The organism is Streptomyces sp. I05A-00742 (assembly GCF_013055795.1).
Taxonomy (GTDB): domain Bacteria; phylum Actinomycetota; class Actinomycetes; order Streptomycetales; family Streptomycetaceae; genus Streptomyces.
Window position 1 is genome coordinate 22,161 of sequence record NZ_JABETO010000060.1, and the last position, 6,000, is coordinate 28,160.

At 70.4% G+C, this 6,000-nt stretch carries 4 protein-coding genes; all 4 read left to right on the forward strand.

Going from position 1 to position 6,000, the window contains the following annotated elements:
* The first annotated feature begins 245 nt into the window (after positions 1-245).
* Entirely contained in the window at positions 246-473 is a 228-nt protein-coding gene (locus tag HN013_RS34280; RefSeq protein WP_398981056.1) for a hypothetical protein, read from the forward strand.
* Positions 395-1,252, forward strand: a complete 858-nt coding sequence (locus HN013_RS30580) for an acyltransferase domain-containing protein (RefSeq protein ID WP_171172014.1) — start codon at positions 395-397, stop codon at positions 1,250-1,252. The genes HN013_RS34280 and HN013_RS30580 overlap by 79 nt, the downstream gene beginning before the upstream one ends.
* Entirely contained in the window at positions 1,207-2,391 is a 1,185-nt protein-coding gene (locus HN013_RS33500) for a polyketide synthase dehydratase domain-containing protein (RefSeq protein WP_171172016.1), read from the forward strand. The genes HN013_RS30580 and HN013_RS33500 overlap by 46 nt, the downstream gene beginning before the upstream one ends.
* The coding region (locus HN013_RS34040) for a type I polyketide synthase (RefSeq protein ID WP_212765016.1) at positions 2,339-6,000 on the forward strand (3,662 nt) is incomplete at its 3' end. The genes HN013_RS33500 and HN013_RS34040, both read left to right, overlap by 53 nt.

Consider the following 6,000-nt stretch of genomic DNA (forward strand, 5'->3'; position numbering starts at 1 on the left):
TGCGGGAGTTTGTCACCGAGCAGGGCGCCACGCTGGAACTTGCCTCTGTCGGGCGGGCGTTGACGCGGCGTACGCCGTTGCGTCACCGGCTGGTGGTGACGGGGGAGAGCCGCGAGGAACTGCTCGCGGAGCTTGACGGTTTTGCGCGGACGGGTGAGGTCTCCGGCGGTGGTGTGTCGGGGGTTGCTGTTGAGGGGGGTAAGTCCGCGTTCCTGTTTTCCGGTCAGGGTGCGCAGCGTGCGGGTATGGGGCGGGAGTTGTATGGGGTGTCGCCGGTGTTCGCGGCGGCGTTGGATGAGGTGTGTGGGGGTCTGGACCGGGTGATGGAGGGGCCCGGGGTGCGGGAGGNAAGTCCGCGTTCCTGTTTTCCGGTCAGGGTGCGCAGCGTGCGGGTATGGGGCGGGAGTTGTATGGGGTGTCGCCGGTGTTCGCGGCGGCGTTGGATGAGGTGTGTGGGGGTCTGGACCGGGTGATGGAGGGGCCCGGGGTGCGGGAGGTGATGTTCGCCGAGCCCGGCAGTGAGCCGGCCGCCCTGCTGGACCAGACCGCCTATACGCAGACGGCGCTGTTCGCGTTCGAGGTGGCGTTGTTCCGGCTGGTGCAGGCGTGTGGTCTACGTGCGGACTTCCTGCTGGGGCATTCGATCGGTGAGCTGGCCGCCGCGTATGTGGCGGGGGTGTGGAGCCTGGAGGACGCCTGCCGGCTGGTGGCCGCACGCGGCCGTCTCATGCAGGCCCTGCCCGCCGGCGGCGGCATGCTCTCCGTCCAGGCACCCGCCGAACACGTCACCGAAACGATCGCCGGGTATGAGGGTGTGGAGATTGCGGCGGTCAACGGGCCGGCCGCAACGGTGGTCTCCGGCGACCTCGACGTTCTGAGCACGTTGGCCGCCGCCTGGGGCGAGCAGGGTGTCAAGACGCAGCCGTTGACGGTTTCCCACGCGTTTCATTCCGCGCGGATGGAGCCGATGCTGGAGGAGTTCGGCCGCGTCGCCGCCTCCCTGACCTACCATGCCCCCACCCTGCCGGTTGTCTCCAACCTGACCGGCCGCATCGCCGGCGACGAACTGCTCACCCCCGACTACTGGGTGCAGCAGGTACGCCGCCCGGTCCTGTTCCTCGACGCCGTCCGCACGCTCAGCGCGCAGGGTGTGCGCGGCTTCACCGAGGTCGGCCCGCGCGGCGTCCTGACCGCGATGACCGCCCAGTGCCTGCCCGAAGAACANCCACCCTGCCGGTTGTCTCCAACCTGACCGGCCGCATCGCCGGCGACGAACTGCTCACCCCCGACTACTGGGTGCAGCAGGTACGCCGCCCGGTCCTGTTCCTCGACGCCGTCCGCACGCTCAGCGCGCAGGGTGTGCGCGGCTTCACCGAGGTCGGCCCGCGCGGCGTCCTGACCGCGATGACCGCCCAGTGCCTGCCCGAAGAACACCAGGCCACCACCACCCTCGTCCCCCTCACCCGCACCAACCGCCCCGAGCCCGCCACTTTGCTGACGGCTCTGGCCCGGGTGTGGACCACCGGCCAGACCCTCACGTGGTCCGCTCTCCTCCCTGCTTCGACGTCGTCGCCGGAGCTGCCGACCTACGCGTTCGACCACACGCGCTACTGGCTCGACCGCACCCGCACCACCACCGACCTCACCCACACCGGCCTCACCCCCCTCGACCACGGCCTCCTCACCACCGCCATCGACACCGCCACCGACAACCAGCACATCCTCACCGGACGGCTGTCCCCGGCCACCCATCCTTGGCTGGCGGATCACGTTGTCGACGGGACCGCCTTGCTGCCCGGCCCGGCCTTCGTCGACATGGTGATGCGGGCCGGCGACGAGGTGGATTGCGATGTGCTGGAGGAGCTGACCGTTCAGACGCCTCTGGCCGTCCCTGCTCATGGCTCGGTCGAGCTGCAGGTCGTGGTGGAGGCCCCGGACGCCGACGGGCGCCGTGTCGTCGGGGTGTACTCGCGTTCTCAGTCCGTCTCCGTCTGGACTCGCCATGCGCAGGCGACCGTGGTCTCTTCGGAGAGCGGTGTGCCTGCTGCCGATGTTGATGTGGTGGGGTTGGGTGTGTGGCCGCCGGTGGGTGCTGTGCCGGTGGTGGTTGAGGGTGCGTATGAGGTGTTGTCGGGTCGTGGTTATGGGTATGGTCCGGGGTTTCGTGGGTTGAGGGGTGTGTGGCGTGGTGGTGAGGGTGAGTTGTTTGTGGAGGCGGTGTTGCCGGATGGTGTGGTGGAGGATGCTGGGCGGTTTGGGTTGCATCCGGCGTTGTTGGATGCGGTGTTGCATGCTCAGCAGTTTGGTGTGGGGTTTGCTGGGGGTGNTGTTGGCGCCGGTGGCGCGGGGACTGGAGGGTCTGTTCGGGCTCGACTGGGTCCCTGCACCTGAGACCGGGGACGCCTCCCTGCCCCCGTCGGTTGTGGTCGGCGCCGACGAGCTGGGTGTGGCCGCCGAGCTGCCGGACGTGACCGTGGTCGAGGACGTGGCGGCCCTGGTCGCCGAGGGCACGGCACCGGAACTGGGCGTCGTGTGCGCTGTGGGCCAGGGTGAGGGCGCGGGGGCTGCGTTCGAGGTGGCGGCCCGTGTGCTGGGTGTGGTGCAGGCGTGGCTTGCGGAGCCGTCGCTGGAGTCCAGCCGCCTGGTCGTCGTCACCCGTGGTGCCGTCGCGGCCGGCCAGGGCGCCGGAAGCGCGGATGTGACGGATCTGGCCGCCTCAACGGTGTGGGGTCTGATCCGCACGGCGCAGAGCGAGCACCCGGACCGTTTCGTCCTGCTGGACTGCGACCCGGCCACCGAGCCCGCCGCCATCAACTGGCAGCCCCTGCTCTCCCGGGCCGCCACCACCACCGAACCCCAACTCGCCCACCGCGAAAGCAGCTTCCTGGCACCCCGCCTGGTGACCGTCGAGGCGACGCCGGACAGCGACGCGATGCCGGAGTTCAACCCGACGGGCACGGTCCTGCTCACCGGCGGCACGTCCCCGCAGGGCCGCGTGCTCGCCCGTCACCTCGTCGAGCAGCACCAGGTCCGCCATCTGCTGCTCACCAGCCGCCAGGGGCTCGACCACCCGGACGCCGAGGAGCTGCGTGACGAACTCACCGCGCTCGGCGCGGAGGTGACGATCGCCGCGTGTGACGTCACCGACCGGTCGGCGCTGGCCGGGCTGCTCGGCTGCATCTCCGACGCGCATCCGCTGACGGCGGTCGTCCACCTGGCGGGGGCGCTGGACAGCGGCGTGCTCCAGTCGTTGAACGCGACGCAGCTCCGACACCTCATGGCCGCCCGTACCGCGGGAGCGGTCCACCTCGACGAGCTGACCCGGGACCTGGACCTGTCGGCGTTCATCCTCTTCTCGTCGGCGGCGGGAACCATCGGTGGCGCGGGCTACGCGGGACTCGCCTCCGCGAGCACGTTCGTCGACGCGCTCGCACACGCACGCAACAGCCAGGGGCTGCCCGCGCTCTCCATGGCATGGGGCACGTGGGAGTCCGGTCCCGCGGCCGGCCGGCCGGGCGACGGCGAGCTGGCCCGGCTGTCCCGTGAGGGTGCCGTTCCGCTGACCGTCGAGGAAGGGCTCGCCCTCTTCGACGCCGGCCTGGCGCTCAACCGGCCGATGACCGTCGGCACCCGCATCGACACCTCCGCCCTGCGCGAGCGCGCCATGGCCGGTGTGCTCTCCCCGGTGTGGCGCGGGCTGGTGCGCACACCCGTCAGGCGCGCGGCCGCCGCACAGGGGGGCGCGACCCTCTCGCTGGCGCGCGAGTTGATAGCCCTGCCCACGGCAGAGCGCTCCAGGGTCGTGCTGGAGCTGGTCCGTGGGCACATCGCCGCGGTGCTCGGCCATGACTCCGCCGCCCGGGTGGACGAGAACCAGGGCCTCATGGACGCCGGCATCGACTCCCTGACGGCGGTCGAACTGCGGAACAGGCTCACCAACGCCACCGGGTTGCAGCTGCCGACCACCCTGGTCTTCGACTATCCGACGCCGGCCGTCCTGGCCCGGCACGTGGAAGACGAACTCCTGGGCTCCGCTTCGGATACGGACAATGCACCGGCGCAACGCAACACGGTGACGGCCGACGAGCCGATCGCCGTGGTGGGTATGGCGTGCCGGTATCCGGGGGGTGTGTCGTCGCCGGAGGAGCTGTGGGACCTGGTGGCGAACGGGATCGACGCGACCTCGGACTTCCCCACGGATCGTGGGTGGCCGGAGGACCTGTACGACCCGGATCCCGAGCGGGCGGGGAAGTCGTACACCCGTCGTGGTGGGTTCCTGGATGATGTCGCGGGGTTCGATGCGGAGTTCTTCGGGATCTCGCCGCGTGAGGCGTTGGCGATGGACCCGCAGCAGCGTCTGCTGCTGGAGGCTTCCTGGGGAGCCCTGGAGCGCGCGGGCCTGAGCCCCTCTGCTCTCAAGGGCAGCGAGACCGGTGTCTTCATCGGGGCCGGGGCCTCCTCCTACGTGTGCGACATGGACGGAGTCCCCGAGCAGTTGGAGGGATACGCCTTCACCGGTAATACGTCGAGTGTGCTGTCGGGGCGGGTGTCGTATTCGTTCGGCTTCGAGGGTCCTGCGGTGACGGTTGATACCGCGTGTTCGTCGTCGCTGGTCGCGCTGCACCTGGCGGTGCAGGCGCTGCGGCAGGGCGAGTGCGGCCTGGCCCTGGCCGGTGGTGTGACGGTGCTGGCCGGCGCGGGCGGGTTCACGGAGTTCTCGCGTCAGCGTGCGCTCTCCCCGGAGGGGCGTTGCAGGCCCTTCTCCGCCGATGCCGATGGGACGGCGTGGGCTGAGGGTGTGGGTTTGGTGGTGTTGGAGCGGTTGTCTGATGCTCGGCGGTTGGGGCATCGGGTGTTGGGTGTGGTGCGTGGTTCGGCGGTGAATCAGGATGGTGCGAGGAGTGGGTTGACGGCTCCGAATGGTCCGTCGCAGCAGCGGGTGATTCGTGCGGCGCTGGCGAATGCGGGGCTGTCCGCGGGTGATGTGGATGCGGTGGAGGCGCACGGTACGGGGACGAAGCTGGGTGACCCGATCGAGGCGCAGGCGCTGCTTGCCACGTACGGGCAGGAGCGTTCGTCGGAGCGTCCGGTGTGGCTGGGTTCGCTGAAGTCGAACATCGGGCATTCGGTTGCCGCCGCCGGTATCGGTGGTGTCATCAAGATGCTGATGGCCCTGCGGCAGGAGGAGTTGCCGCGAACGCTGCACGTGGGTGAGCCGTCGCCGTTCGTGGACTGGGACGCGGGCGCCGTTTCGCTGTTGACGGAGCCGGTGGTCTGGCCGCGTGGTGAGGACGTCCGTCGTGCGGGGATCTCGTCGTTCGGCGCGAGCGGTACCAACGCGCATGTGATCGTGGAGGAAGCTCCGGTCGAGGAGCCGGCGGACGAGCCGTCCGCCGTCGAGGGGGCTCCGGTGGTCTCGGGCGCGGCGGTGCCCTGGGTGCTGTCTGGCGGCAGTGCCGCCGGCCTGCGGTCCCAGGCCGCCCGACTGCACGAGTTCGTCACCGAACAGGGTGACGCCGCAGACCCGGCCTCCGTCGCCCGGGCACTGGCCCGGCGCGAGGAGTTGAGCCACCGCTTGGTGGTGACCGGCGAGAACCGCGAGCAACTGCTCGCCGCACTCGAAAGCTTCGTGGAGTCGGGCGAGGTGACCGCCACCGGTGCGTCCGGTGTGGTGTCGGGTGTGGTGCGTGCGGTGTTGGTGTTTCCGGGGCAGGGCTGGCAGTGGGCCGGGATGGGTGCCGAGCTGCTGGAATGCTCCGCCGTGTTCGCATCCGTGGTCGATGAGTGCTCGGCGGTCGTCGAGGAGCTGGCCGGCTGGTCCGTGCGCGATGTCCTGACCGGTAACGGGCCCGAGGGCGCGTGGGAGCGCGTGGATGTGGTCCAGCCGGTGATGTTCACCGTGATGGTGGCCCTCGCCCGCCTCTGGGAATCGGTCGGCATCGTTCCGCAGGCGGTGGTGGGTCACTCCCAGGGCGAGATCGCCGCCGCCTGCGTCGCCGG